The following is a 24175-nucleotide window of genomic DNA, read 5'->3' as shown; positions in this document are numbered from 1 at the left end:
GCTTTCGTTAGTTGTAATAAGAGAACGAAGTTTTTCCGATATAGTAACTAAATAGAAAAGTATTGTTTGGAGGTAGCTATGAAGCCTGAAAAGGAAAGATTGGCATTAAAGAAACTAAAGGAATCAAAGAGATACTATGCTAGATTCAAAACAAAAGAGCTTGAATTAATGAAGGCAGGCTACGAGGCTGATGAAGAAGATAATAAACAGATTGGTGTCATCATTGCCCTCATTACGATTGGTGCATCCTTCATGAGTCTCTCAGCTAACCTTATGATGAAGGTCAATACGTATCTTCTGCCCCTTGCTCTATTACTCATTTACATAATCGGAATATCAGGAGTTACTTATATGGGGTGGATTACGTCAGTTCGAAACGTCAAGACAACGCGGACGCGCAAGATAATCGACATTGTTCTCGCGGAGAGAGCCGCCGCCAAAGCCAAACAGAACGCGCCTACTCCAACACCTTAACGCTAACCCTTTGCCGCCCGAATTTACGCGCTTTCCTTTCGGACGACACGAGCACGTCAATCTTACGCCCCTTAATCGCGCCGCCCGTATCTTCCGCTATCGCCTCGAAAGTGCGACCGTCGGCGGTACGGATTGTCAGCCGAGAACCTAACGGAACAACCCGCGGGTCAACCGCTACAATACGCCTTCCCCGGTGCTTAACTGTGCGGCTGACGTCGAGCCCTGTCGCGGTTACTCCGATGCATCCCTCGGAGCAAAACGCCGTATATGCGGTCGCCTCATACGTTGTCCACTCCGCTTCCACCTTCGTAGACTTGCCTGTTGCCTGCGAAGGTGTTTGCGTTATAGTGTCCGACAGGTTAGGAGGTACACCGTTTATTCCGCTCAACAACGTAGCTACTGCGATGATTACACTTAGCGAGACTACGCCACCTCCTATTCGAATAAATTTACGTCAACTGTTTCGATAATCCGTGAATCGTTCAGATCGTTAACAAGTACGCCGTACTCGCGTGAGTTAACGCCAACTGACGCCGTTATCGTATCGCCGTCGAGTCGGTCCGGGCCCAGTCCTGCGATGATGACGCCGGTAACCTCACCGCGCCGAGCTGCGGCCGCCCAAGCTTCGAGTACGTCGGCGATTGCGTTGGGAAACGGGATGACTTCGGCTAGTTGCGTTTCTTTTTCCGCCATGTTACGCAGCTCCTTTCGTGTCAAGATACGGAGCCAGCCACGGGTCAACCTTTACGACCTCGTCACGGATGCTGACCGCTAATTCCGCAATCTCCCATTGGGCTCCGCTGCCTGGCCGTCTCTTTGCGTAGAAATCGAGCAGCGTTCGCAAGTTCCCCGTCATTACGAGGTTACACGCCGCAGCATTCGGTAGGACCATACGTGCGTCTTCGGCCGGGACTCCGGCTTCCCGCAAACGATCGTAGGCAGATTGCGCATCTCTCACCGCCTCGCTGAAGATGTCGCCCGCCGATTCCTCGAAGAACGTACCTTCGTTGACTTTCTTATCTGTAGTCACACTCGGAGGTGTCACGTAATCAAACCCGCCGATCCTATCCCCGCTCCCCATTCGTACATAACGTTGACTCTGCACGCTAAACGATAGATGACGATGGCGCGTTAATTGCGCAAGTAGCGCACGGCTTACGCCCTCGATTGCGAATGTGTATGTGATGTGCTCCAGAGTTGACGTGTGACCGCTCCGTGTTATATGACGGAACAAGCGATCTGCCTCCGTACCTCCCTCTCCGTCTGACGCCGCGTTACCGAAGTATTTAGCGCCCTCTTGCGGAATAATCTCCGTAGGCTTCAGCGGTGAGTAACACGTACGGATTGCGGTGAGGGCTACGACTTGTCCGTCAGAGGCGTCTAATCGATCAAGCCCGTTCCCTTCGTATTCAGCAAAAGCGCCGTAGATATCGAAGCTTTCGTAAAATTCGTCCGACAACCGTGTATGTGCGATTAGTTTAACGTTCACTCTTCGTCCTCCTTACCGTAGTAGTGCTTGTGTATCGTAATGAAGCCGAAGTTGAATCCGTGGAATATTAACGCAATCCCTCCGAAAAACGCGAGGATGAATAACGCAGAGTCCATATCGTACCTCCTATCGTATAGCCTCGTGAATTACGAATGCCCAAAACAACGCGCAGCCTGCGAGAATTAATCCGATTGATACTCGTCTCAATTAGCGCTCACCTCGGCTGTAACCCCCGTATGCCCGAATCCGCCGTTCCCGCGCTCCGTCACCGTAAGCTCCTCGTCCGTCTCGATGAGATTGACGCGAGGAATTGGAAGGATAAACGCCTGAGCTACGCGGTCGCCTTTACGGATGACGCGAGAGTTATCGTCGAGGAGACAACCAGCAACGAAGGTATTCGTTCTATGTCCGCTAATATCTCTCGGAGTCGTTGTTGCCCACTCTGAGACGTCGGCGGTGTTATCAAACATCATCGCAACCTCACCGCGATAATCCGAATCAATCACGCCAATTCCGTTTGGTTGCCGCAGCTTCGTCTTCAGCGCAACCCCCGACCTCATAGCGACGATCATTACGTAACCTTCCGGTATCTCGAACGCGAGGCCGAGCGGTACTTTTGCGGTCTCGCCAGGCGCAATGATTACGCCCTCTACCGCAACCAAATCGAAGGCGGCAGCGCCTGGCGTTGCGTATTGCGGGATAACTGCGTCTGGATGTAGACGCTTGATTTTAACGTTCATTTACTCGTCCTCCTCGATTCCAACTGCTGCGAAAAATAAGATAACGATAAACAACGTCAGCACCGTGCTAACCCGGTCCAACACGTAAGTCCCTGCGATGACTCTAACGAGGACACTCGTCCAATACCCCGCACACAACCAACCAAATGTACGTAAAATCACTAGGCCGCAGCTCCTTCCGTAGCAACACTGTAGTCAACGTCGGTGTCGTCGATAACGGTTCCGTTACGTCCGTTCCACGAATGAAGCATCGAGCAGTTTCTTACATTGAAGTCCGCTGTGCTATCCGTAAGCTTACGCGTTTCACCGGACACACATCTGATAAGCATGTTCGCTAACTTCTCCGTCGGCTTTGGCGCGTTCGTATATTCGCTCGGCACCGTCAGTCCCAAGGCGCGGCGGAGTGCGATCGCCTTACCGATTTCTGCGTGGAATACGTCGTCAGGCGCAGCTTTTGCGATGCCTTTTTCGAGGATTGCATTGCCGTAGATGCCTCGCACCAGCACGGTAACGGCACGTTTGTTCCGGTTAATGTGAAACTCCGGTTTTGAGGTGAGCGTATTAAACGTACGGTTTCCGTCTGAATTAGCGATCGGACTACGCATTTTCCGAGTCAACTCCGCAACATCGGCGCGTGCCTTTTCGATAACGGCTGCGCGGGTTAAGGCGGCCGGCTCCGTTTTATTTACATCACCGAGAATAGCGCGGATCGTATCGGCGTTGTCAAGGATGAATTGCGCAAAAGCACTCGCTAGGGCTTCGTTAGTACCTGACGTTGTTACCGGTTCGAGTACGACGTATTCTCGGTGATAGACGCCGCGCTCGCTCCCGTTAAGCATCGCGTGTACTCCTACGGACACTCTCTCCGTTGTCGTGCCTTCGTCGCCCTCACCGTACCCGAGCGCGAATTGTGGATTTACGATCCTGATCCGTTCACCTACGTTTGCCTCACGCTTAACCTCACGATAAGTTTGTTTCGTCATAATCCGAATCGCCTCCGTTTTAGTTTTGCGTTATTTGGCGGTTGTTTCCGCCTTACACTTTATATAAGGACACGAATTTGCAGATTTGGGACATCGTAAATAAAAAAAAACGGAGAAGCCCGAAGGCCCTCCGTTACGTACCCGTATGTCTAACGCGATCCCTTACCTCCGCCTGCTTTGCGCTGTTAAACCGATGAGTATACGAGCCCGTTAAATAGCCCGTTACGCGCCGAATACGCGACATCGGCACATCCGAATCTGCCGCACCACAAGACGGACACGTACTACCGATAATCCCTTCGTAGCCGCACGCAGGACAGCGATCAATCGGATGGTTCACGCTGAAATAGCCGACGTTTTTAGCCAGCGCGTACTGCACGATACGCATAAAAGCCGCCGGATTATTCCGTGCATTCCCGTCGAGCTCTACGTAGGAGATCGCCCCTGCGTTACAAAGCTCGTGGAATGGCGCTTCTAGTTCGATCTTACGCGCAGCCGTGATCGGAAAATACACCGGAATATGGAAGGAATTCGTGTAATATTCCCGGTCATTGACCTCAGGGATAATTCCGAAGTCGCGTTGATCCAGCAATGTGAACTTGCCCGACAGACCTTCCGCTGGCGTTGCGAATAGCGAAATGTTAAGGTCGTATTCTTCCGCAGCTTCGTCGCAGAAACAGCGCATATGCTGGATAAGCGAAACAGCGCCTAGATGTAAGCCGTCGTCCTCTCCGTGGTGCTTTCCGTAGAGAGCCACTAAGCATTCCGCAAGTCCGATAAATCCGATCGAAAGCGTACCGTGCTTAATAAGTTCGCGGACAGGCTCGTCGGGACTTAACCCTTTTCCGCCTTCCCATACGCCCTCGCGCATCATAAAGTCGGAAGCCTTCGCAGGTTGTCGCGCTTGTATCTCGAAGCGGTGAAGAAGGCCACGTAATGCAACGCCCATATAACGGTCAAGCGCGTCCATAAAGCCGTCGAGGTCTGGCTCCGCGCGTTTTCCCGTAGCTATACCGTACTCAAGTCCGAGCCGTACGAGGTTGATCGTATTAAACGAGAGATTGCCCTTTCCGCTCTGATGATTGCGTCCGAACCGGTCAGCAATCGTACGCGTCCGACAACCCATCGTTGCAATAATCGTATTGGGATCGCCGGCCTGATAATATTGCAGATTATACGGAGCGTCTACGTTGACGAAATTCGGATACATACGTTTGCTGGAACACTCGACCGCTTTGGTGAACACGTCGTAGTTCGGGTCGCCTGGCGCTTGGTTTACTCCGCGCTTACACTGGAATATTTGCTGCGGAAATATTGGCGTTTCGCCTGCGCCTAGCCCGTTAATCGCCGCTTCCAACAACGCGAATGATACGAGACGACCTTCGGTTGACGTACACATTCCGTAGTTTAGCGATGTGAACGGAATCTGTCCGCCAGCACGTGAGCTCATCGTATTGAGGTTGTGTATCAGCGACTCCGCTGCTTGGTGCGTTTCGGCTTCCGTTTCGCGGCGAGCATATGCATACGAGGACGGAAACATCTCGGATAGGTCCGCGTTATCCAGGTACAGCTCGGACTCCTCTACGTGCGCCTGCTCCCCGAAATAGTGCTGACCCTTTCGGAAGTGTTTCGCGAAAGACTTACGCACATATGGCGCGAGGTCCCAATCGATCTTATTGCCGGATACGCCACCGTATTGCGAGTTCTGCTGCGACTGGAATATGATTGCTACAAGCGCCATTGCGGACATAATTGAGTTAGGCGTACGTACTGATCCGTTGCCCGTATTGAACCCGTTCGCGAGTAGTTGGTCAAACGGAATAAAGACGCAGTTTGTCGTACCTAATGCATACTGGTCGAGGTCGTGAACGTAAACATAGCCGCCATCTAATGCGTCAACAAGTTCGCGCGGCATAACGTACTCACGCGCATACCATTTCGAATACTCCGAGCCGAACTTCGACATCTTACCGCTGAAGGATTCCCCGTTTAAATTCGCATTCTCGCGCAGCAAATCCGTGTCCGCTGCGGATAGTATTGTATCGCCTATCGTTTTGAGTTCGCTCAATTAATCGCCTCCTCTACGCAAAAGTCCGCATCTGTAAGCGGCACGATATTGACCGCTTTTTGATATCCGTTTCCTTTTTTGCTGAAGAAATCGTGTATCTTCGTAGACGTATCGATTCCGTTGAGTACAACCGGATTGATCTCCTCGTCAGGAAAATGCGTAGGCCGTCCGAGGTTCATCAACGCGCGATTAAAGTTATAACGCAGGAACCGCAACACATCTTCCTCCAGCCCAATTGGTGCGTACAAGTCGACCGTATAGCCCGCTTCGTTATCGTATAGACGTCGTAGTAACGTCTCGACTTCGCGATCGAGTGCGGCCTGTGACTCGTGCGAAAGCTCTCCGTAAACTTCTCGCGCTAGTGTTCCGATGTACTGGCCGTGTACCGCCTCATCACGCATAATCAGGTCGATAATCTCGCCTGAAGCCGTCATCTTTCCGTGACCTGCGAGCAACAGCGGATAATAAAATCCGGAGTAAAAAAGCGCAGACTCAAGGAACACGGAAGCCACCATCGCCATGTACAACGACTCGGGCGATTGAATATTCCGGTAATAGCCGCTAATAATCGTGCCTTTTCGCTGAATAAACGGATTACTATCGGCCCACTCGAAGACTTTATCGGACTCCTCCGCAGACACTAGCGTTGCAAAGATGGAGCTATACGACTTGGCGTGAATATGTTCCATCGCGCCCATGATGCCGAGGACCGCCTTACGCTGCGGACTCTCTACGCGCTGCATAATAAGCGGCATTCCCTCCGCGCCTTGTTCCGTATCCAAAAACGTTAGGCCGCCGAGCACCTTTTTATATACGTCTTGCTCCGTGGGTGATAGCGTAATCCAACTCATCTTGTCGTCATCGAGCGGTATTTCGTGCTCGCGCCATATCTGCATAAAATTCTGATTCAAAAAGTCTTCCGTATACTCATCGTCCGGACGGTTCCAGTTTACCGCTTTAAGATTCGTCAAATTATCGTCTCCTCTCGTTTTAGACCGCGCAAGCCGTACATTCGGCAACGGACAGCAGCTTATTACGCGTATAGTACAGCGATTTAAGGCCGCGTTTATGTGCGTACAGATAGTAGCGGACAAGCTCGTTAGTTGGCGTTTTGGAGTCCACGTAAAGTATCGTAGAAATGCCCTGGTCTACGTGTCGTTGGATCGTCGCAACCATGTCGATAATCCGATACTGGTTCGTATTAAACGCCGACGTGTACGAAATCATATTCTCACGCGTTAGGAACGGAGCCGGATAATACGTAGTCGAATTTGCGTACGTACGTGTCTCCATCACGTCGGATATCGGCAGTACGCTAGATGTCGCGTTTTGAACGTATGAAATAGACTGCGTAGGTGCGATCGCTAATCTGTACGCGTGCCATAAACCGTAATGTTTTACGTCAGCAGCCAGACGTTCCCAATCGTCAGGGCTCGGTAACTCAATACCTGCGCTAACGAACAGCCCCGCAACCTTATCGAACTTCGGACGGAAGTCTTCTTCGAGATATTGCGTAAAGTACGATCCGTTTGCGTAGTCCGAACGTTCGAATCCGTAAAACGTCTCCCCGCGCTCCTTCGCGATCTGCATCGAACGTTCCAGCGAATAGAAATTGACGGCAGCGAAGAAAGCATCCGCAAAGTCACGCCCAACCTCCGATTGGTACGATATACGGTTCTTAACGAGGAATCCGTGTAAGTTCATCGCGCCAAGCCCGACGCTGTGCATACGTTCATTCGCCTTTACGATGCCCGGTGCGTTAGCGATCGAAGTCATATCGGATACAGATGTCAGCGAGTCCATCGCGGAATGCACGACGCGGCGTAAATCTCCGGAAGCCATTGCGGTTACGATGTTGAGTGACGCGAGATTACACGAGATATCGAGGCCGATTTCGTCAGGCTGTCCATAGTCATTAATGACCGACGTCTCCTGTAGCTGAAAAATCTCCGTACACAGGTTCGACATCTTAATCTGACCGAGCTGACGTAACGGATGCGCCTGGTTCGCGTTATCCTTAAACATGAGATACGGATAACCCGACTCAAGCTGCGTTGTCGCAATCTTCGTAAGCATATCGCGTGCATTCAGCTCACGTTTTTTGACGGCCGGATTCGTCACCAGTTCGTCGTACATTTCTGCGATGTTCATATCGTCCAGATGCGTACCATACGCTTTGAAAACGGTGTGCGGAGCGAATACGTAATACGGTTCGTTTTTCTCCGCAAGCTCGATGAATTTGCTCGGAACGATAAGCCCGATAGATAGCGTTTTAAGCCGTGACCGTTCATCCGCGTTAATCTTTTTCGCGTCTAGTAGCTCCAGCACGTCCCATCCGAAAATGTTATAGTACACAGCACCGGAGCCTTTGCGTTGCCCCATTTGATCCGCATAGGAGAACGCCATTTCGAGTTGCTTGGCGACCGGCACTACGCCCTTTGCAACGCCCTCTTCTTCTTTAATCGTCTCGCCTCGTCCGCGCAGTTTCGAGAGATTTAGCGCAACGCCCCCGCCGATCTTCGAGAGCTGCATCGAAAGGTTGTGCGCAAATCCGATCGCGTTTAGGCTGTCGTCAACTTCCGTAAGAAAGCACGATACCATTTCGCCGCGGCGTGCCTTACCCGCGTTAAGGAACGTAGGCGTTGCCGGTTGAACTCCGTTAATGTAACCCCACAGGAGCTCACGCGCCTTTTCGTAATCGCCCTGCGCCAAGTACAACGCAACAATCGCCAGGCGTTGCGGATACGTTTCGAGATACGTCTGTTTATCGCGAGATTTAAGCGCGTAGTCACGGTAAAATTTCGTAGCTGCCATATATGATGCGTACGTAAGCCCGGCCGCGTCCACTTGGCGGTGAATTTCGGTAATCTGCTCCGACGTATACTGCGTGAGAACTTCCGGGTAGTAATAGCCCTCCGCAACCATATATCGGACACGCTCAATCGCGGAGTCAAAACGCATGGACTTATCCGCTACCTCTCGAAGATATTCCGCTACAGCTTCGCGGTCCTTATCGAGTTGGTAAAATCCGTCCTTAATCGCGGTTACCTCGTTGTTCAATTCCACGTGTCTATACAAGCGCGTCAACTCCTTCGATGAATTTCGCTATGTCTGATGGCGTACCCGCGAGTTCAAATTTACACACGATAGGCACGCCGTATTGTTCCGATATGATATCCGTTGCGGCTCCGTAATACGGACCAAAATTCCGGTTACCAGACGCAGCCACACCGCGTATAAGTCCGTTGTTATCCGCTAAGAACTGGCGTGTCTTCTCGGGAACCTTCCCGATCTTGTCCGTGTAAGTGACGAGGACAAACGGCTCAGACAGCCGTAAGCCCTCTGTAATTTTCACGCTACGATAAGGCAGGCGATCCACGAATAGTTTAACGTTGCCCGTCCTGGATGCGTACGCTATTAGCATCGGCCAACCTCCGTTCTACTACTGCCAGCGCTGCCCGTGCCTCCGACAGTGCTTTCTCATACTCTGCGACATCCATTCGCTTGTACGCAAGCGCGTTGGTAAGCCTGCCGATCTGCTGGTGTAGGCTAAGTGCATAGCGTACGTAAACGTCCTCTTCATCCCGAGTCATGACAGCGCCACATCCGCATATTTGCGGATCAACGGGCGTATAACTCGTACAATTTCCTCGTCCGTCATTGCGTCTAACTCAGGCGTGTCCGTCAGTTCCTCAAACTTTGCAACTTCGGCTTCGGTAAGGACCTCGGACGGATCGCCTCCGAATTCCTGAAGCGCTAAGGTCAATGCGCCGCAGATAATAAACGCGTGTAATTTTTCGCCAGTTAGTACATTACCCATGCCGCAACCTCCTCCGTATCTATCAAGCCTTCACGTATCAAATACGCCAGCGCCACCGCACATGCGTCCGAGTCGTCATAGCCGGTTTTAAACACGTAATCTTCGCCTAGCCGCAACAATCTCCGCACAGCCGCTGCGACCTCCGCTTTCTCTGCCTTCCCGTTCCCCGTAACTAACCGCTTAACCGACGTCGGAGCCAGCGCAGGCTTTAAGTCAGCCACCTGGTATCCGTAAGAATAAAGCGCACGATCCGCCGCAGCCCACGAGCTGAATATCGTTTGTGTAGCGCGTTTGTTTCGGCCGGCCGTAAAGTCCTCGCGGACAACGTGGTCAAACGGTCGATGCGCGCGTACAAATTGCGCTACGAACGTCTCAACGATGTAATTGCGGACTGCGTCCGGATCGTCCGTAGATGTAGCAACGGAGGAACAAGCGACGAGGTACGGTTGCCTATTTCGCACCTCAATCGCAGCAATCCCGGGGCTTAGCGATAGGTCGAGCCCGAGCACACGTAACGGCTTAGGCCGCGTCGTCTTCGCCAATTCGCAACACCTCCGCTGATTTCTCACGGATAATATCCGTCAGGATGTCACTGCACTCTTTTGGCGCCACTCGACGGAGTCGCCGGCTAATCTCTTCTTGCATAACGATAGTCTCTGCCCGTGAAATCATCTCAGGACGCGGCCCTCCGTAAGCCCTCATTCCACTTAGTAACGTGGATAAGACTACGAGATCCCGTATATTCCGCTCATCCGCCCTCGCTTTCAATCGTCTACGGGCCTCTTCTTTTTCTTGGCGCTTAGCCCTGAATATCCCGCCATTAGTCGATTTCTCGTCAACACCTCCGTCCACAAAGCCCGCTACGAAAGCCCAAATCGCAAGTAATGCGAAGAAGATACGCATCCACCAATCCGAATCCTCTCCGAAAATTAACGCTAAGGCGACCAGCCCGCCAAGCAATACCGAAAACACCACACCTACGTACATAACTCCGTTGCTAATTCTTCGTCCGTAATTCATTTACGCAGCCTCCTTCGTTTGGCTTTCCGCCACTTCCGCACGAATCCGTGTAATATCCGCAAGCGCCTCGCTAGGTCCGCGCTTCTTCCAGTCCGGTAATGACGAATGATTTAGCGCGGTTACTTCTCGCTCCAGCTTCGCAATTTCCTCCTCTGATAAGGACAACGCGATCGTGCGTTTGAAGTCGTTAAACGTCCATTTATCGAGGTCAAGTTCCGGTGGGTTGCCTGTTTCTGCCGCGTGTACAATATCCGCAAAGTGATCGAGGACTTCTTTACGCATCTCGTCCGTAATATGGAGACCGAACGCCGCTGTATCCGGGTACTTCTCCGCATCCTCCGCAGACATCGCCCACGCTTTTTTCGACGCATTTACGTAGAGGATTACATAGTAATCGAGAGGTTCCGCCGGGGTTCCGTACATAACGGAATAACATACACACTGTTTAACGTGGTCAATCTTCGCACCATTCCGCATCGAATAGCCGGACGTCTGCGAGTACGTACCTTGCTTCGACTTTACTTCAAGACCGACGCGTAAGACTTCGCCACCGTCAGAAACGTAGCGCATGGTGCCGTCTCCCGTTCCATAAAGCGAGAAAGTCTTACCGCGATGCTCGACGATATGACCGCGTTTTGCGAAATCCTCAAACATCGGCTCACCCCGCTCGTTGCGTTCGAACGAAAATCGCGGTTGCTGACCGGTCGCCTTAGCGTAATGCTGCTCGGCGAATAAAATATCGCGCTGAATAACGTCGCCGATCGCTGTCCCGATACGGACCCACCGTCCTTGATGCGCTGGCCGCTCCGTCTTGTCCTTCTTGGCTCCGCGCATCTTTTCGTAGAGACCGCGTGAATCTGCGTTAGCTGACGAAGGGGAGAAATACGGAATGCCTCGCGGCGGCCATAGCTTGCGGGATTTGTCCGTTAGGAAATCCGCGTACCATCTGTGAATCTGCGCGTCGAGAGCGTCGTCGTACACTTCGGGGCTTTTATGCCAGGCGTTGAGATGATGCGTGAAGTCTTGCGCGATCTTATTTGCGAGTTCTTGCGACAGTTAAACCGCCTCCAATTGTTAATTAACTAGTTAACTTTAGGACAAGCTACTGATAAGGAGGTGAGACTAATGCCGGATAATAATGGACCAGATTGGGAGCCCCCTCTAGATACAAGGCGGGATACTACTCCACACACGGAGCCACCAGAACGACCAGAACCGGATCATGCTGACCCACCCGGGCAAGGAGGCGCCTTTCACCGCCTCTCAGATAGAAAGAAACAAAAGCATACAACTCATTAACCACAAGTGCTCTGGACTTTGGTCTGGAGCACTCAATACTTTATCTTACTTATATCTATCCGCACACTCCGGCAACGGGCGGCAATTCTCGAAATCCCACTCGTCCGGCCCGTACTCCTGCATCCAGCGCGGTTCGATCACAATGTCCGTTACGAGCGGTACGCTAAACGTAACCGTCTGCGTCATAATCTCGTCAATAAGCGCAATCGTCTCGCGTGTTAGCTGCTCGTTCGGTATCGAGTTTTTGATTTCATCGTGAATAGACGCGTTAAATTCCCACCCACGCGCTCGACACTCTTGCGCGTTACGAATACCGATTCGCTTCAGTACGTCAGCCCCTGTGCCTTGAATCACGGCATTAAATGAAGCACGTTCCCAATATCCGATTAGACCGCGTTTCTCGGACAACACGTCGATTTCGTCCTGAATCCGCAACATTTTCGCGGTATCTAATGCACTGAGCTTCGTCTTATTCCGAAGCGCCTTCCGTTCCGTATATAGCCGGATTAGCCGCTGTTCGTTCTTGGCCGTCGCTGCTGCCACGCTCTTATAATCCGGAAACCTACGCTTACGTCCGTCCAGGGTTTCAACGTAGCCGTGCTTGCGCATAAAGTCCCGAATATCCGCAACCATTTGCTTGAAGCTCGGAAACGTACGGTCGAAATTTTCAAAGAACATCGCAGCCACATCGTCAGTAACGTTCATCTTTTTCGCGAACGACTTCGGCGACTGGTCATAAGATACTGCGAGTTGTCCGGTCTTCATCATCTTCCGCGGCTGAAACGTGTGCGTCGGATCATACGCCTTATCAACGCAGTACTCCTGCGGTAAGTCAAACGTCATCATCGCCATCGTCGTATAGAGGTCAACGCCATCTACGAAGATTTGCCGCATAGAATTATCGCCGTATCGCGTGTACATAATGTGCGACATCACGCGCGGTTCGATCTGGCCGAGGTCAGCGCCGACAAACGTAGAGCCTGGGCGTGGCAAGAAACAGTTACGTACGCGATTGCCTGCGCCTTTTGACGGTAAGTTCTGCGCATTCAGTCCGCGTTGAACTTTACGGTCATCGGCAACAAGCTTGCGGACAATCGCGTGGTAGTTAGCGTCAGTTATCGTTAGGGACATCACTCAACCTCCGAAAATGTATTGCGCAGGAACTGACGCAACTATGGCGAGGAAAAGAGTAAGCAAGAACGCCTTTGCACACTCCTCGCCATTGCCTTGTTTGAATGCCTGGATACATTCACAGACAACACAAAAAGCTACCAAGATAAGAGAGATAAAAATAGTCCACGCAATTATCACTTAAGTTCCTCCGTTTCAAATTCACGTAGTATGTCAATTGGACGCCCACTGTAACCTGACGAACTGTACCGCCCTGTCGCAGTCCCACCCGATTTAAACTCGGAATGTACACGTCCGTCGACTTCGATAATCGATGATTTCCCCGCGCTGCCGAGCATCGGCTGAATATACGTTGTTAGTAGCTTCTCGTACGCCGCAACGGTGGCGAGCGGCTTTAACGCTTCCTCTTCCTCGTAGTACGCCTCCATAACATCCGCCGCGGTACTCCGTTTCTTGCCTCGTTTGAACTGTCCGGTCCGATCACGTATACCAAGATGGTCGTAAATGAGATACGCAAGGTGATTCGAGTTTGTAATCGAAAATTCCGTTACGAACAAGGGCGCATGCTCTTCGTCTGCCGGCGATATATCTTCCGCTTCTAGCTCCGCGAGACGTGCGACCGCGTTCGTGTACTTCTTCAGCGACGTTTTTCCAGCCGCTTCACATTCTGCGATAATTACACGCTGCTTCTCGGTCGCGTCTTTATTACGCGCAAGCCGTCGACGTTGCTTCTCGATCCAGTCCGTAATCTTACCGGCGTTTAACATACGGTCCATCTTACGTACAAACTTAGGACCGATATCGTACGAGGTAACTACATCCTCACGCGCTTGTTCAAGTAACGGCTCGAACTCCGATTCCAGCTTTGCGAGCCCTTCGAGGTCAACGACGAAGCCGGATCGTGCCAGAAATACGTCCGTCTCGGGCAACTTAGAGTCGATCATCGCGTAGCAATCGAGTAGCTTACCAGCGCCATCCGCGGAGGCTGCGTTTTTCATTTGCTCGTACTGCCACTCGGATAGTTTCCAGCCGTATAGAACGTCCTTTATCGCATAAATTCCGACGAGCTCGATACTGAACGGAGCCGGCGAGCGATTCCCGAACATGTCCTCGAACGTGTAAACGGGACCGTTAATGCCGAAGAATCTACCGTACTTCGCGGTTAACGGCTTGAGACCGAAGGACTCTTCGTGTTCGTTGAGCATTCGCATCGCATCTAGTGAGTCCCACACGCAGCCGTGAATCTCGTAGCCATCCTTAATCGCGACGTGTAAATCGTAGCGCGCCGATCCCATGTGAAACGACTTGCCGTGCGCAGGTTGCGAAAGGTACGGAGAAATTGCCGCAAGCACTTTCGAGCGCGTTAGCTGACTGTCCGTAGACTTGTGCGCACTCATATCGTCAAGAAACTCGAAGCCTGGCTCCCCACGCATATCTACGTGACCGTACGGAATGTAATAACCTTCGTTAAGTAACGGAAGCCACACGGAGTACCCGATAGAAACGTCAATGTACGTATCTACGCCGGTACCCTCGAAGTCATTTGCGGTCATGGACTTTACGCCAAGTTTCGCCCACCTGTCCGGCCACTCGCGCATTTGTCGGCGGCACTCTTCACGTAGCCGCTCAACGAACGCTGGCAACTCGGAGTCACGCGTTAAGGTGTGGAAATTATCCGGTTTCGTCCGTAACGTCTCCGCTACCCGATCCGCCCTTTCCCGCCGTTGCGTATCCGCCAAGATACGCTCGCCCGCTGCAACTACGTCAGCCTTCGTTACCTGACCGCCGCCGGAGCGAAGTCTAATAGCGGACGAGGGACTGCCTGTTTCCCTCGTCAACGCTATTTTTACCGCCTCGACTGCGTTGCGTTCGCGCTCCGTCAACGACATTGCGCTAATACGCTCGACTGCTTCGGCTGGCGTTTCCTCTGCGGCTTTCTTACGTTTGGCTGCATCAGCTACACGTTCGGCTACGTCAGGGTCTGCGGTTGGCTGGTGGAGATTCAGCGTTAATTTAACGTCAGCCATAGTTGCGGCACCTCCTTACGCTGCGGCTTCCGTAGCCTCAAGTCCCTTCCGGTCAAAACGCTGTTCGACCGGAGTTACGAGTTTGAAGCGATGAGGTGACGCGTAATTCCCACCGTCTACGCCCTTCTTTTGTAGTCGGAACATACCCGCACCGGCGTATTCAAGCGTAACAATATCCCCGTTCTTAATCGCGCCTTCTACTTCAAGGCACGAGTCGTCCACGACTTGAACGACGTCTCCGTCTTTAAACTCGCCAACCTCACGCCCGATCATCGCCCACTTCGCTGTCTCCGCGTCGAGGCGTTCGAGTTCTTCTTGCGTGTAATAATGGTACGCACTCCCGTCAAGCAACACGGATCTAAACGGATTACTATCTTCGTCATCTCGCACGACCTTCACGATAGAGCCCGTCGGAATGCCTTCTTTATCAACGAGAGTACGCGCATATTCGCCGACTCTGAAACGTACGGGCTCCGGTTGTGGCTGTGGCTTCTCTCCGTCAGTAACGAGGGTCAACTCGGACAGCAACGCATGCCAACGTGATTGTGCGGGAAATTCTACGCGAGCGGAATTTCCGTTAATACGCGTCACCGTTCCGATAGCTCCGTTATTCACGCCGCCCCATCCGTACGCCGGTCCTTCCCCGTCTTTAATCGTAAGGCGAACGGTAGAGCCGACTTCAATCGTGAGTTTTGCGAGCTGTTCCGGTTTAGCGTAGCCGTAAGGGATATCACCGCCAACGATCTTAACGACAGGTCCGTCGGGATGCGTTTCGTAAAGTGACGTATCAACTTCGTAAATCCCTCCGTTGTCGTATCCGTTCAACGGATATTTCCCGCCTCCGCTAATCAAACGCACCTTCTCGCCCTTTGTGAATTGGCTCCGCAGGTCTGTAGCCGCAAGTTTGCGTTTAGCTTCCGTTACCTCGTCGTCTGTTGCGCGGACTAGCTCGGACTCCGTAAACCATCCGGCATTCTTACCATCGATAGTTTCCGTGTGGAACGGACGGCTGGAGTCGTCATCTTCCGTAATTTTGACTACGTCACTGACCGAGACGCGCTCCTCTGTAAACATTCGGTTCTTCGCGACTACCTTCGCAAATTCTCCGACCTTCAAGCGTTTTTGCGCAAGGAACTCCGCTTCGGTTGCGGGTTCGTATTCGCCTGGACCGAACCAGACCGCAATTCTATCCCGGCCGTTCGCGGTTTCGCCCTTATACGGAAGGTGCTCAGACTCGTCGTCCTTTACGATTTTTACGATCTCGCCGATCTTAAACTGATGGCCGTGCCGCTCGCCCGTGATCTTGGCGTAATCCCCGACAGTCAAGCGCTTAGTTGCTAATTCCCTAACACATATCGGCTCCAGCACCGCGTACTCACACAGCATTACCGTTACCCTGCCCCAGGACTTAACTGTAACGCGTACATCACCGTCACCGTCTACGGAATCAACTACGAACTCGGCTCCGTTCTCATAGCGCTCCTCTCCGGAATACTTACGTACAATGCGGATACGTTCTCCCGGCTCGGCCCAACGTTTTACCTCGCGATATTCTGCGGTCTCTGATACTTTCGCATACACTTCGAACTCTTCGCCGCAAAGGTCGTGGTCGTCCCCGTCGTCGTCAGAAATGTGCGGATCGTCTGCGCCGTCAATACGTGTCACTGCGTAAAACGCACCTTTTGTTACGTAGTCGCTATCGTCCATATACCGAATGATGTCGCCAACTTGCGCGTCACGGTCAATCTTACGATACTTAACGCCGTTTACCTCTACGTCTACAGCCGGTACAGTTACGTTCAATTTCGCCATTTAATCGGTCTCCTTTAGGGGCTCGTTGGCCCGCGTTTTATTGGACTTACGTTAAGCTGCGAGTGCTAACGCTGACGTCTCCGGTTCGGGTTCGTCGAGGTTTCGGTTCAATGCGATGGACAATTCGATCCAGCGTTCGGATGCGCGCGCCTCGCTGCACCAATACTCCGAGAGACAGCGGTTTTCGAACATAAACACACGGGGCACCTCCCCGTCGACTGCCCATACGCCAACGATATAGTCAGCCTCGGATAAGTCGTACGTCGTACCGTTGCCTTTCTTCGCGTAGACTACGAGGTCAGCCACGCCATCACCGCGCTCGCGATCCGAACGCCGCCGCACCGTCTTAACTTGAATCTTAACGTGGCGGCCCGTAAGCGGCTCCGTCGCTAAAACGTCGTAAGCTTCCGCTGTTTCCGAAGTGTGTACGGTCCATCCGTTAGCTAACAGCGCAAGACGCGCCGCCAGCTCGGAGTATTTGCCCGTGATTTCCGTTTGATGTGCGATGTTACTCACCTCCTTTCGTAGGTTAAAACGGTAGATCGTCTTCGCTGATGTCGATAGGCGCATCCGTTTGTTGCGGCTCGGTCGGTGGAGTTTGTGCGGCTGCTCCGAGTACAGATTTATCGATGTGTTCCGGGTCTGCCTCGGTCAATAGCGTGATGATATCGTCCTCTTCGCGGAAGTTTGCGAGTTCCTCGTACGGAAATGTAAAACCGAGAAACTGTGCGGCTTCTTCCGGCACCTCTGCGTCACCAGAACCAAGCGAAAAGGACTTTCCATCTGTCGTTTTAGTGAGCGTAAAGACATCGCCAACAAGCGTATAGTCTTTGCTGAACTTCTTCGCAGCCTTTTCGAGCTTGTCGTAGTCACCAATCAAGTTCATGGCGTGGAACTCCTTGATATCGAGGACACGCCAAGTCTTGTACTCAAGATCAAACACCGGAATCATGAAGTATAGTTTGCGCTTGGCTTTAGCTTTGCACGAGATACATACGTTGCCGTTCGGCTTGCTGTACGACTTAATCTCCGAGCCTACGCCGCGAGGTGAGTGTAGGCAAGTGTGCTTTTTGACGTAAGTCACGAAGGGACTAAACGTGCTATCCTCGTGGCAAAAGTAAAAGTACCACTGGTCAGGGTCCGCAAGCATTACGAACTGGCGGCCCTCGCCGAGTTCCGACGCTTTCCCACCCAAACGAACATACCTCGTTACGCCTTCCGGAAGCCCCTCGTTCAAACCGCCACCTTTCGGAGTGTTGCGGTCTTCCTCACGTTGCTTCAACTGATCGCGAATACTCATTCAATCACGTTCCCCTCGTTTAATTTTCGGATTTCAGATTAGCGTTGTTACACGCCTTATTCCTACGTCCGCTACACGGCATCATCGGTATAGTCCCACGTTGACACCGCGTAGCCGGCGTAAGAAATTCCGGCTTATATAAAGGAAGCGATTTTTCAAACGTAAGCAACAACGGACTTCATGAGGTTCGTTTTCTCGCGTTTAATCTCGAAAAGTTCACGCTCAAGCTTTCGTAATTCCACGTCAATCTCGTTTACACGGGCGTTCATTTCTGCGATAACACGGTTGGATTCGGACTTGATGCAACGCAATTCCGCCTCCGCACGTTCGACCGCTAGTTCCGCCTTGCGGACGTTTATGCGTTTCGCTTCGCGTTTTTCCTTGCGTTCAGCCGCCTTGACTGCGCGTTGGATTAGGCGCTCGATCGGGTTGCGGATGACTTCGTTTGCCTTATGTTGCGGGTATAGCGTATAAACGGTAGATTCCGAGGGATGAACGATAAACACCGTACGCCGATACGCAAACATGCGGCCGGGCTTGCCGTCTTCATCGATTACGTGTTCGGAAATTAACGAAGACTTACGCAGCAAATCCATTACGTACATCGGAGCCTTCGCGCGTTCCACTCCGAAATGCTCGACGGCGCGGTCGCAAGCGTGCGGAGATACGAATATTTTTCCGATAAAATGCGTGCCAGCTTTCGGGTCAATTGCGACACTCATGCGATGCGCACTCCTCTCACTGCGGGAATACGTATGTAGTCCGCAGGGTCTTCGTATGGAGCGGTTGATCCGTCGTAGTAAACGTGAGCATAACGTTCCGATATCGTATATTCGTTGTTAGACGCATATTTTTTATGCGATTTTTTACGTGTCATCGTAAGCACCTCCGGTTAATAACGTTGACAAGCGTTATCATCACTGGTAAAATGCTCATTGTGAGGTAAGCGAATTTCCAGTAAAAATACATACTCGCATAGTCAACCGTTTGTTTAGTTTGTTGACCATTGTGTTATAATGCATTTAGGGTTAGGTCGGGCCTCATGCCTGAAGCTCCGATCCCCCGAGAAGCACTCGACTGCCAAATCGAGTATAGCTTCGTGTCAATTAGCGCATGCCAGCGTTTTTTGACACTCCGATCTAAATCTTGTGATTGCCTTCCGGTGTGATTCTGGTTTTCCCCCAAGTTGCTTCGCCAAAAGCAGCGCGGTGTCGGACTCACAGTATTCCGGTTCTGTCCAAGATTTCAAGATCGCCAATTTCCTTAGGTCACCGGCCGCCAAGCCGGTGATTCTTTCGTTAAGCATGATATTTCCGTCGACGATCGCCAAATCGTCTTGTATATCGTACTCCGCGTATCCCTCACTATCGGTATTTGCTACCAAAGGGATAACTACATTCTCTCGTGTTTTTATTAGGTGTCGTTTAACGGACCTTCCTAGTCTTCGTTTAATAAAGTTTACAATCAGTTGGGGTAAATCCCCCTTGTCAGGATCGAATCGTCTTACCGTGTCCTCGATTATCTCGAAGCACTCGTCCTCGAACCTGCTCTGACTTGTGAGCTTGTTTCTGTTGGCCTCGGACATCCTGTGAATTGTGTTTTGGAAATGAAACTTAATTTCCCACATCGAGGAGGTGTCTCCTGCCTTAGCTCTGATTGCTAAAGTATTCAGTTGTTCTTTATTCACCATTTATCAGCTCCTTGTTGGTTACATACTATATAAGGACATGAAAACTTAATATTGGGACATTGCCTAGATATTATTTTTAAAAAGTTTTAACGGAGGCATTTATGGCTGCTTATACGGTCACTAAATGCCTACTCGGTACCTTATTACGAACTGGTCCTAAGCCAATGAGCCAGGCTGAGTTATCGCGTCGCACGGGAATCAACAAAAGCCAGATAAGCGCGTATGTAAATCAACGTTACGCTAACCCAATGGACCTGGCACACGCCCGTTCGATTGCATCGGCGTTAGAACTAACGTCTCCTTACGATCTCTACGAATGGTATGAAGAATTACCGAGTGGGCGCACGAGCGATTAAATCGTTCCGTGTGCTATCAACGAACGTGATTCACGTCCAATTGGTTCCTAATATTACATTATTCGACGTGATTTGCCAACAGGATGTTGCAGCTTTGCGAAAATACTCCGCCTTGCTGCGCCGTTGCATAACGCTCGGACTTTTGCTGCGTCTCCTACTTCGTTTATGTCCTTTGCCGGTGCGGGTACATATACGTCATATACTTCGCAATATCCGCGCATTTTCTCCGCAACTTCCCGACGTAGCTTCTCTCCCGCCTCGTCATTATCCGTACCTATAAGTAGTTCCCTTACTGGAGACCTGCGTAATAGTTCGGCCTTTGCGTTCGTAAACGCAGACCCCCCGACCGCTATCGCCGGTACACCGCAGCTCCAAGCGTACATCGCATCAATTTCCGATTCTACGAGTAATACACGTTCAATCATGCGCGCATAAATGATATGAATCCCGTATACCATGTTTCGGACCGGAGCGCCGCCGCGCGCATACCAAAACGCCTTACTCCACGTTGCTCGCCATTTCGCATTTATCGGCGTTCCATCCGGAGAGCACCACGGCATGACGACCGCATTTTTAGCGCGATCATCACCGCAATCGAACATGCGTTGAACCTCTGGCGATATACCTCGACCTGTTAAGTACGGGATTTCCTCATCCGTCAGATACGGTGACACGTCGATCGGCTTGGGCTTGGGCGGTGGCTCAGGCGGCACCAGCTTAACTCGTAATGTCGGCGGGCCCGCCTCCTCAACGATTCCAGTTGTAAGTTCTTCGCGGGCTTCTTCGTATGTAATGTTGCGAAGATAGCTGTACAATTGAATCGGGCCACCGCGCGCCCATGTCGAATCCTTTGCGCCCAAATCCGTCCAACAGCCGAAAGCGGTCGAGTCCGGGTCGGTAATTAGTGAGAATGACGGCGTACTGTCCACGCGTAGCCCGAATGGTGATGATGCGTTGAGGCGTCCCCGATTATTCGGTTGAATATTACGCCACTCGTAGGACCATACTGCGGATAAGAACACGTCAACGTTTATGTCGCGCACATTGTTCGTCCTCCTTTCCTATTGCTAGTATGCACAAAACGTGCTATATTGGTTTAAAATATCAATTCACGTTCTGTGTATTTTCATCCTAATACACGATTCGTGAAGAGTCAAGGAGATTTTTCAAATGAGTTATGAAGAAATCGTCGCTAGAAATGTTAGAAAGCTAATTGAGCAAAACAAAGTGGAGCAGAAAGAATTAGCAAAAGCACTAGGCACTACTCCACAAAGTCTCAACAATTACCTCTCTGGTACGCGTAAATTCCCAATCGGCCTGATCCCGCCGGTAGCCGACTACTTCAAAGTCTCTATAGACTTCTTATATGGCCGAGAGGACTAAAACCCACTCGCTCCCGCAAATTGCTCCGTCTGGGTTGAAGCCTCGATCTCTTGGACGATACCGTAGTTCGGCAGGTAGACGAGCTCAACACGTGCATCTTCTCCACCATTACGTCCCTTGCCTAGCTCGATAACCCCGCGACCTTCTGCAGCAAGGGTATCAATACCGAAAACGTTGGCTGCATCCTCTAATATTGCTTTTGACTTTTTAAGCTCGGCCCTTTTCGGCGGTCGCATTTCCCGCACGCCGTCATTTCCTTTCTCAGACGCATCTTCCTCGGCTTGAGTGACTAAGTGGATAACAGCTCTAGTCTGTCCCGCCAGCCGTTTGAGCTTTACCGAAGTAGCCGCAACGTCACCACCCGCAACTCGGGATGTGTTCGCCTCGAAGTCCATTAGGTAAATAGGATCAACAACGACGACATCCGCATCAATCTCACGTATATCCGCCTCTAGTTGCGCAATTGAACGCGACATAAACCCCTCGCTATCCGACGCACGTAGTACGATGCGCCCTGGAATAATCTCGTTCAACATAGAAATGAACTGTTCTAGTCCTCGCTCGAACCCGTCGTCCAAGCGTCCCATCAACAACGCGCGATTATCAAACCCTACCGTATAGTCTACGCCCTCAATCCGTTGGGTGGAATCACTCACTCGGGCACTAATCGACGAGTAGGCGCGGGCCATCCACTCGTACTCACTCATCTCAAGGCTCCATATGAGAACGACAGCGCCCTGAAAAGCCGACTCGATTGCGTCCTCCATAACCATTACGGATTTACCTCGTCCAGACCGCGCGAACCACGCATAAGTATTGCCGCTGAAATACCCGCCTACCTGCGTGTTTATAGTCGGAAACTTGCTACGCCAGATACGGAACGATTGTCCTGATTTCCGTGATCGAAACTCCGCAAGAAATCTATCACCCGAAGTGGTAATATCAGTCATCGACGGAACACCCGTTCGCACTTCCAGTTTAATCCGTTCGACCCGTTTCGTCAACCATTCCGTCAGTTCTGCAAAGGGAAGAGTTCCGAATTTATCCGTTAGTTCATCATTAATCATTTTCGCGAACTCTCGGTTACCTACGTCTTCCTTCATCTGCCGCGCCAAATAATCGAAGCTATCCGTTATACCCGGTATATACTCAATGTCCGGACAATTCGCAACAAATGTCGCGTAAGACGGTGTTTTACCCTCGTTCTCAGACGAAAATTTAACGATGAAGTCAAACGCACGTTGTTCGCTCGACGTCGGAAAGTCTGTGCGCTTTACGTTGTATTTCGCGATAGCTAGCGAATTTCCCGAGTCAATTAACTTCGATAGAAACTGTTGACTAATTATTGCCATTTACTACACCTCCTGTTTTACAATACATTTACAATCTATGCCAAAGTCGATTTAGGACGATTTTACTAGGTTTCTAGTTCGACAAAACAGTAATATTACGTAAATAATTGGACACTTTTAGGAAATAAGATACAAATTACGTCGCGTTATATCCGCGCTTTTTGTCGAATAATGGCGGGTATGATTATATAAACTCGTTATTACGCCGTTATTCTCACGTTTACGCTTTCTTATAACGTATGGGAGCTTGGTTTTACGAGCTATCCCCATTAATCCCATAATTAACCTCCGCAATAGTATCACGTAAATAAGTTTGTGTAAAGCACAATATATAGTTTTATCAACACTTAAAATTCAATATTTAGCGGAATATCGCTATTCTGATATTTCAGAACAACGTATTTCCGCATTTTTCTACGCAGGACGACGAATCCCCCGTTTACTCCCGCCCACAAACGGAACCACTGCGCACATATCTCGAACACGATCCGCTAACCTTGCGTCAAACACCATATTCAAATCTCTGATCGCGACGTTAGACGTATACACCGTCGGTAATCCGTTCGCCGTGCGGTAATTGACGATGCTGTGCAAATCCGCGCGGAACGCATCGGTTGCCGACCGTACGCCTATATCGTCCAAGACTACGAATGGCGTCACTTTGGCGCGTGATTCCATTGCGTAATACTCGGCGGCATGGCGTTCGGCTGTCTCGGCCGGGACATGACTACGGTTGAACCCGAGGAATAACGTTTGCCAAGCGTTAACATCGAGAAAGTATGCGCACCTTTCCAGCGGCTGCCTGTCCCGCTGGAGTGAACCGATATAATGACGCACGATGTACTCGTGTAGTATTGCGCTCGCCGACGTCGTCTTGCCAGTGCCGGGCGACTCCGAGTAGAGGTATAGCGACTTTATACGCTCCGCTGCATCATCGAATTGCCGCTTGAACGTACTAACGTACGCGTCGATAACCTTATAAGCCTCCGTTTGATCCTCTCTTGCTGGAGAGTTTTGGAGCGTCACGCCTGCGTACTCTTTCGGGACACCTGCCGCTGCAAGTCGCCCGCCTTCTCCGTTGAATCCGTGAATTGCGATCCAGGACGAACATAGATTATTACAGCTTGGCCCGCCAGCTTGCGCACAGTGTGGCGAAAGTATGCATTTGTCTGCGTTAGACATTGCGTTCCTCCTTACATATTTAGTCTAGCAGATTTTTGAAAATATGAAA

The 24175-nt window shown here is 51.2% G+C and carries 30 protein-coding genes; 4 read left to right on the top strand and 26 right to left on the bottom strand.

What is annotated here, in order from left to right:
- Positions 1-78 precede the first annotated feature (78 nt).
- Positions 79-474, top strand: coding sequence for a hypothetical protein (locus KSP24_RS02990; protein ID WP_216974418.1), 396 nt, complete (start codon positions 79-81; stop codon positions 472-474).
- Here the strand turns inward: KSP24_RS02990 and KSP24_RS02985 are convergent.
- The 15 genes from KSP24_RS02985 to KSP24_RS02915 all read right to left on the bottom strand — a co-directional run bounded on the left by KSP24_RS02985 (position 458) and on the right by KSP24_RS02915 (position 11164).
- Positions 458-862: a 3D domain-containing protein gene (locus tag KSP24_RS02985; protein ID WP_240752950.1), complete on the bottom strand. Its 405-nt coding sequence runs from the start codon at positions 860-862 to the stop codon at positions 458-460. The two genes, KSP24_RS02990 and KSP24_RS02985, sit on opposite strands and share 17 nt — an antisense overlap.
- A gap of 47 nt (positions 863-909) precedes the next feature.
- Complete coding sequence (locus KSP24_RS02980) at positions 910-1167, bottom strand: hypothetical protein (protein WP_216974417.1); 258 nt, start codon at positions 1165-1167, stop codon at positions 910-912.
- Position 1168: 1 nt separating this feature from the next.
- Positions 1169-1963 (bottom strand): FAD-dependent thymidylate synthase, encoded by a 795-nt coding sequence (gene thyX / locus KSP24_RS02975; protein WP_216974416.1) that lies wholly within the window; start codon positions 1961-1963, stop codon positions 1169-1171.
- Positions 1964-2166: 203 nt separating this feature from the next.
- Positions 2167-2703 (bottom strand): dUTP diphosphatase, encoded by a 537-nt coding sequence (locus tag KSP24_RS02970; protein ID WP_216974415.1) that lies wholly within the window; start codon positions 2701-2703, stop codon positions 2167-2169.
- Complete coding sequence (locus tag KSP24_RS02965) at positions 2704-2865, bottom strand: hypothetical protein (protein ID WP_216974414.1); 162 nt, start codon at positions 2863-2865, stop codon at positions 2704-2706. It lies immediately after the preceding gene.
- Positions 2865-3686, bottom strand: a complete 822-nt coding sequence (locus KSP24_RS02960) for a hypothetical protein (protein WP_216974413.1) — start codon at positions 3684-3686, stop codon at positions 2865-2867. The genes KSP24_RS02965 and KSP24_RS02960 overlap by 1 nt, the downstream gene beginning before the upstream one ends.
- Before the next feature lie 133 nt (positions 3687-3819).
- Positions 3820-5754, bottom strand: a complete 1935-nt coding sequence (locus tag KSP24_RS02955) for an anaerobic ribonucleoside triphosphate reductase (protein ID WP_216974412.1) — start codon at positions 5752-5754, stop codon at positions 3820-3822.
- On the bottom strand, positions 5751-6725 hold the full coding sequence (gene nrdF / locus KSP24_RS02950; RefSeq protein WP_216974411.1) for a class 1b ribonucleoside-diphosphate reductase subunit beta: 975 nt from the start codon (positions 6723-6725) through the stop codon (positions 5751-5753). The genes KSP24_RS02955 and nrdF overlap by 4 nt, the downstream gene beginning before the upstream one ends.
- A gap of 19 nt (positions 6726-6744) precedes the next feature.
- Entirely contained in the window at positions 6745-8832 is a 2088-nt protein-coding gene (gene nrdE, locus KSP24_RS02945) for a class 1b ribonucleoside-diphosphate reductase subunit alpha (protein WP_483311483.1), read from the bottom strand.
- Entirely contained in the window at positions 8825-9178 is a 354-nt protein-coding gene (gene nrdI, locus KSP24_RS02940) for a class Ib ribonucleoside-diphosphate reductase assembly flavoprotein NrdI (protein WP_216974409.1), read from the bottom strand. Before nrdI ends, nrdE begins: the two co-directional genes overlap by 8 nt.
- Entirely contained in the window at positions 9141-9347 is a 207-nt protein-coding gene (locus tag KSP24_RS02935; RefSeq protein ID WP_216974408.1) for a hypothetical protein, read from the bottom strand. Before KSP24_RS02935 ends, nrdI begins: the two co-directional genes overlap by 38 nt.
- Positions 9344-9574, bottom strand: coding sequence for a hypothetical protein (locus KSP24_RS02930; RefSeq protein ID WP_216974407.1), 231 nt, complete (start codon positions 9572-9574; stop codon positions 9344-9346). The genes KSP24_RS02935 and KSP24_RS02930 overlap by 4 nt, the downstream gene beginning before the upstream one ends.
- Positions 9559-10116, bottom strand: a complete 558-nt coding sequence (locus tag KSP24_RS02925) for a crossover junction endodeoxyribonuclease RuvC (RefSeq protein ID WP_216974406.1) — start codon at positions 10114-10116, stop codon at positions 9559-9561. The genes KSP24_RS02930 and KSP24_RS02925 overlap by 16 nt, the downstream gene beginning before the upstream one ends.
- A complete protein-coding gene (locus KSP24_RS02920; RefSeq protein ID WP_216974405.1) occupies positions 10094-10594 on the bottom strand; it encodes a hypothetical protein in 501 nt (166 codons plus the stop codon). The genes KSP24_RS02925 and KSP24_RS02920 overlap by 23 nt, the downstream gene beginning before the upstream one ends.
- Complete coding sequence (locus KSP24_RS02915) at positions 10595-11164, bottom strand: hypothetical protein (RefSeq protein ID WP_216974404.1); 570 nt, start codon at positions 11162-11164, stop codon at positions 10595-10597.
- Between the two features lie 555 nt (positions 11165-11719).
- Between KSP24_RS02915 and KSP24_RS02910 the strand changes: the two genes are divergently transcribed.
- Positions 11720-11893 (top strand): hypothetical protein, encoded by a 174-nt coding sequence (locus KSP24_RS02910; protein ID WP_216974403.1) that lies wholly within the window; start codon positions 11720-11722, stop codon positions 11891-11893.
- A 45-nt stretch (positions 11894-11938) separates the two neighbouring features.
- On the opposite strand, the gene KSP24_RS02905 is transcribed toward KSP24_RS02910, so the two are convergent.
- From KSP24_RS02905 to KSP24_RS02870, 8 genes are all read right to left on the bottom strand, one after another.
- Positions 11939-13024: a DNA polymerase gene (locus tag KSP24_RS02905; protein WP_216974402.1), complete on the bottom strand. Its 1086-nt coding sequence runs from the start codon at positions 13022-13024 to the stop codon at positions 11939-11941.
- Between the two features lie 176 nt (positions 13025-13200).
- Positions 13201-15051: a DNA polymerase gene (locus tag KSP24_RS02900; RefSeq protein ID WP_254207550.1), complete on the bottom strand. Its 1851-nt coding sequence runs from the start codon at positions 15049-15051 to the stop codon at positions 13201-13203.
- A 15-nt stretch (positions 15052-15066) separates the two neighbouring features.
- Positions 15067-16863 (bottom strand): hypothetical protein, encoded by a 1797-nt coding sequence (locus KSP24_RS02895; protein WP_216974401.1) that lies wholly within the window; start codon positions 16861-16863, stop codon positions 15067-15069.
- 51 nt (positions 16864-16914) lie between these two features.
- The gene (locus tag KSP24_RS25110) at positions 16915-17169 is read right to left on the bottom strand and encodes a hypothetical protein (RefSeq protein WP_254207549.1); all 255 of its coding nucleotides are present in this window, start codon (positions 17167-17169) and stop codon (positions 16915-16917) included.
- Positions 17170-17392: 223 nt separating this feature from the next.
- Entirely contained in the window at positions 17393-18163 is a 771-nt protein-coding gene (locus tag KSP24_RS02885) for a single-stranded DNA-binding protein (protein WP_216974400.1), read from the bottom strand.
- A 155-nt stretch (positions 18164-18318) separates the two neighbouring features.
- A complete protein-coding gene (locus tag KSP24_RS02880) occupies positions 18319-18768 on the bottom strand; it encodes a hypothetical protein (protein ID WP_216974399.1) in 450 nt (149 codons plus the stop codon).
- 113 nt (positions 18769-18881) lie between these two features.
- Positions 18882-19040 carry a hypothetical protein gene (locus tag KSP24_RS02875; RefSeq protein WP_216974398.1) on the bottom strand — a complete coding sequence of 53 codons (159 nt, stop codon included), beginning with the start codon at positions 19038-19040 and terminating at the stop codon, positions 18882-18884.
- 225 nt (positions 19041-19265) lie between these two features.
- Positions 19266-19853: a hypothetical protein gene (locus KSP24_RS02870; RefSeq protein ID WP_216974397.1), complete on the bottom strand. Its 588-nt coding sequence runs from the start codon at positions 19851-19853 to the stop codon at positions 19266-19268.
- A 101-nt stretch (positions 19854-19954) separates the two neighbouring features.
- Here KSP24_RS02870 and KSP24_RS02865 point away from each other — a divergent pair, with 101 nt between their 5' ends.
- Positions 19955-20209, top strand: coding sequence for a helix-turn-helix domain-containing protein (locus KSP24_RS02865; RefSeq protein ID WP_134904562.1), 255 nt, complete (start codon positions 19955-19957; stop codon positions 20207-20209).
- A gap of 53 nt (positions 20210-20262) precedes the next feature.
- On the opposite strand, the gene KSP24_RS25550 is transcribed toward KSP24_RS02865, so the two are convergent.
- On the bottom strand, positions 20263-21252 hold the full coding sequence (locus KSP24_RS25550; RefSeq protein WP_216974396.1) for a toprim domain-containing protein: 990 nt from the start codon (positions 21250-21252) through the stop codon (positions 20263-20265).
- Positions 21253-21379: 127 nt separating this feature from the next.
- Between KSP24_RS25550 and KSP24_RS02855 the strand changes: the two genes are divergently transcribed.
- Entirely contained in the window at positions 21380-21592 is a 213-nt protein-coding gene (locus KSP24_RS02855; protein WP_216974395.1) for a helix-turn-helix domain-containing protein, read from the top strand.
- On the opposite strand, the gene KSP24_RS02850 is transcribed toward KSP24_RS02855, so the two are convergent.
- Positions 21589-22944 (bottom strand): DnaB-like helicase C-terminal domain-containing protein, encoded by a 1356-nt coding sequence (locus KSP24_RS02850; RefSeq protein WP_216974394.1) that lies wholly within the window; start codon positions 22942-22944, stop codon positions 21589-21591. The genes KSP24_RS02855 and KSP24_RS02850 overlap by 4 nt on opposite strands.
- 414 nt (positions 22945-23358) lie before the next feature.
- Complete coding sequence (locus tag KSP24_RS25545) at positions 23359-23622, bottom strand: P-loop NTPase family protein (RefSeq protein ID WP_367949274.1); 264 nt, start codon at positions 23620-23622, stop codon at positions 23359-23361.
- Positions 23623-24175: the final 553 nt, after the last annotated feature.

It is taken from the genome of Paenibacillus sp. AK121, from assembly GCF_019042715.1.
GTDB lineage: Bacteria > Bacillota > Bacilli > Paenibacillales > Paenibacillaceae > Paenibacillus > Paenibacillus polymyxa_C.
The sequence above is the reverse complement of the archived record's forward strand: the minus strand, read 5'-3'. Positions and strand labels throughout refer to the sequence as shown.

Bases quoted from the DNA above. Each gene is read 5' to 3' on its own strand.
- KSP24_RS02990 (WP_216974418.1), top strand. From the start codon at position 79: ATGAAGCCTGAAAAGGAAAGATTGGCATTAAAGAAACTAAAGGAATCA.
- KSP24_RS02980 (WP_216974417.1), bottom strand. From the start codon at position 1,167: ATGGCGGAAAAAGAAACGCAACTAGCCGAAGTCATCCCGTTTCCCAAC.
- KSP24_RS02970 (WP_216974415.1), bottom strand. From the start codon at position 2,703: ATGAACGTTAAAATCAAGCGTCTACATCCAGACGCAGTTATCCCGCAA.
- KSP24_RS02960 (WP_216974413.1), bottom strand. From the start codon at position 3,686: ATGACGAAACAAACTTATCGTGAGGTTAAGCGTGAGGCAAACGTAGGT.
- nrdI (WP_216974409.1), bottom strand. From the start codon at position 9,178: ATGCTAATAGCGTACGCATCCAGGACGGGCAACGTTAAACTATTCGTG.
- KSP24_RS02935 (WP_216974408.1), bottom strand. From the start codon at position 9,347: ATGACTCGGGATGAAGAGGACGTTTACGTACGCTATGCACTTAGCCTA.
- KSP24_RS02930 (WP_216974407.1), bottom strand. From the start codon at position 9,574: ATGGGTAATGTACTAACTGGCGAAAAATTACACGCGTTTATTATCTGC.
- KSP24_RS02920 (WP_216974405.1), bottom strand. From the start codon at position 10,594: ATGAATTACGGACGAAGAATTAGCAACGGAGTTATGTACGTAGGTGTG.
- KSP24_RS02915 (WP_216974404.1), bottom strand. From the start codon at position 11,164: ATGCGCTACGTTTCTGACGGTGGCGAAGTCTTACGCGTCGGTCTTGAA.
- KSP24_RS02910 (WP_216974403.1), top strand. From the start codon at position 11,720: ATGCCGGATAATAATGGACCAGATTGGGAGCCCCCTCTAGATACAAGG.
- KSP24_RS02905 (WP_216974402.1), bottom strand. From the start codon at position 13,024: ATGTCCCTAACGATAACTGACGCTAACTACCACGCGATTGTCCGCAAG.
- KSP24_RS02900 (WP_254207550.1), bottom strand. From the start codon at position 15,051: ATGGCTGACGTTAAATTAACGCTGAATCTCCACCAGCCAACCGCAGAC.
- KSP24_RS02895 (WP_216974401.1), bottom strand. From the start codon at position 16,863: ATGGCGAAATTGAACGTAACTGTACCGGCTGTAGACGTAGAGGTAAAC.
- KSP24_RS02885 (WP_216974400.1), bottom strand. From the start codon at position 18,163: ATGAGTATTCGCGATCAGTTGAAGCAACGTGAGGAAGACCGCAACACT.
- KSP24_RS02880 (WP_216974399.1), bottom strand. From the start codon at position 18,768: ATGTACGTAATGGATTTGCTGCGTAAGTCTTCGTTAATTTCCGAACAC.
- KSP24_RS02875 (WP_216974398.1), bottom strand. From the start codon at position 19,040: ATGACACGTAAAAAATCGCATAAAAAATATGCGTCTAACAACGAATAT.
- KSP24_RS02870 (WP_216974397.1), bottom strand. From the start codon at position 19,853: ATGGTGAATAAAGAACAACTGAATACTTTAGCAATCAGAGCTAAGGCA.
- KSP24_RS02865 (WP_134904562.1), top strand. From the start codon at position 19,955: ATGGCTGCTTATACGGTCACTAAATGCCTACTCGGTACCTTATTACGA.
- KSP24_RS02855 (WP_216974395.1), top strand. From the start codon at position 21,380: ATGAGTTATGAAGAAATCGTCGCTAGAAATGTTAGAAAGCTAATTGAG.
- KSP24_RS02850 (WP_216974394.1), bottom strand. From the start codon at position 22,944: ATGGCAATAATTAGTCAACAGTTTCTATCGAAGTTAATTGACTCGGGA.
- KSP24_RS25545 (WP_367949274.1), bottom strand. From the start codon at position 23,622: ATGGAATCACGCGCCAAAGTGACGCCATTCGTAGTCTTGGACGATATA.